Origin of the sequence: Mycolicibacterium tusciae, from assembly GCF_002086795.1 — a bacterium.
GTDB classification, from domain to species: Bacteria; Actinomycetota; Actinomycetes; order Mycobacteriales; family Mycobacteriaceae; genus Mycobacterium; species Mycobacterium tusciae.
Map to the genome: position 1 here is coordinate 1 of NZ_MVIM01000054.1, position 1,371 is coordinate 1,371.

A 1,371-nucleotide genomic window follows, 5' to 3' on the forward strand; every position below is an offset into this window, starting at 1 on the left:
TGTCTTGAGTCAAGAAGTTGGCAGGTTTTCTTGGGTAATTGGGTTCAGGTATGCCTGCTGTGGGGTGCGGTCCTGGATGGCTTGGTGTGGTCGGATGGTGTTGTAAATGATGCGGAAGCGGTGGGCTTCCATGTCGAGAGCGTCGCCGTCGCCGATATAGCCGCGGAAGAGGTGCTCGTATTTGAGGGTCTCGAAGAATCGCTCGATGACGCCGTTGGTTTGGGGTGTTTTGATGCGCGTGCGGATATGTCGAAGTAGCGGGTCTTGGCCGGTGAACAGTGTCTGGAAGTCCTTGCCGCGGTAGCAGGGGCCGTTGTCGGACACGATGGCGATAGGGGCCGGGGTGTGTCCGATGATGTTGTCCTGGTCGTCAAAGACGTCCATCTCGCCGCGATCCAGGCGGAGGTCGGCCAGGTTCAATACGCGAGTTGCTTCCTCGACGGCAAGCTGCATGCAGCGCACGGCATCGCGGCCACGGGAAGTCGGGGTGACGGTGATGGCCAGGCAGTATTTGCTGACGTAATCGATGACGGCACTGATACGCCAGATTCCGCCGTTGGCGGTTTCGAACTCCGAGAAGTCGGTCTGCCACACCCGGTTGCGTTCGGTGGGCGGATCGTGAAACACCCTTCGCCGCAGGGCTGCCCACGATTTGCGGTCAGCTCGGAAGCCTTGCGGCAACAACAGGCCACGGCGTCGCAATGCTCGCTGGACCGAGGAGTTGGTGACCTCGTGGCCATCCGCGCGCATCAAAGCGCCGATTTTGCGGTAGCCCCAGGCCGGCCATTCTTGGGCGTATTTGGCGGCCAGCTCCTCGATGCGGTCCACGACGGGGGCCGGCCATGGCCCCTTCGGTGGGTCGCCCGCGCGCAGACGCGCCAGTCGGCGCCGGTAGGTCCGCTCCGGGATACGGGCTAGGAAGGCGAACCTCGAAACCGGCAGACCGGCTGCTTCTCTTAGGGTTTCGAGGTCGTGGAAGGGACTTGGTCGGCCATCTCCGCGCCACGCTGCCAAATCCGCAGCTGAACGGTGGCCTCAGCCAAGGCGAGCTTGAGTTCCTGATTCTCCAACTTGAGTCGACGCTGTTCAGGGCTACCCGCGCGGCCAGCAGGGCCGCTGGGAACCTCCTGCATGCGAGCCGATCCGGCCTCCAGGAACTGATGCTTCCACTTGGTCACCTGCACCGCCGACACTCCGCACCGCCGCGCAGCCTCTGCTCCGGTCATTTCCCCGGCCAGGATCGACAACACGATCCGGGCCTTGTCCTCAGCCGATACTTTCGACTGCCGCGATCTCGTCATCTGACACTCCTTCTGACATGCCGCCAGTCTTAACCCGACGAACATGACAAGAAGTTTGAGTCAGTGGAGC

Annotated in this window: 2 protein-coding genes; both read right to left on the minus strand. The window is 62.2% G+C overall.

The genetic code is table 11. From position 1 onward, the window contains the following. Nucleotides 1-9 precede the first annotated feature (9 nt). Nucleotides 10-828, minus strand: coding sequence for an integrase core domain-containing protein (locus BST47_RS30065; protein WP_083129374.1), 819 nt, complete (start codon nucleotides 826-828; stop codon nucleotides 10-12). A 128-nt stretch (nucleotides 829-956) separates the two neighbouring features. Beyond that, the gene (locus tag BST47_RS30070) at nucleotides 957-1,301 is read right to left on the minus strand and encodes a transposase (RefSeq protein WP_083129375.1); all 345 of its coding nucleotides are present in this window, start codon (nucleotides 1,299-1,301) and stop codon (nucleotides 957-959) included. Between the last annotated feature and the right edge of the window lie 70 nt (nucleotides 1,302-1,371).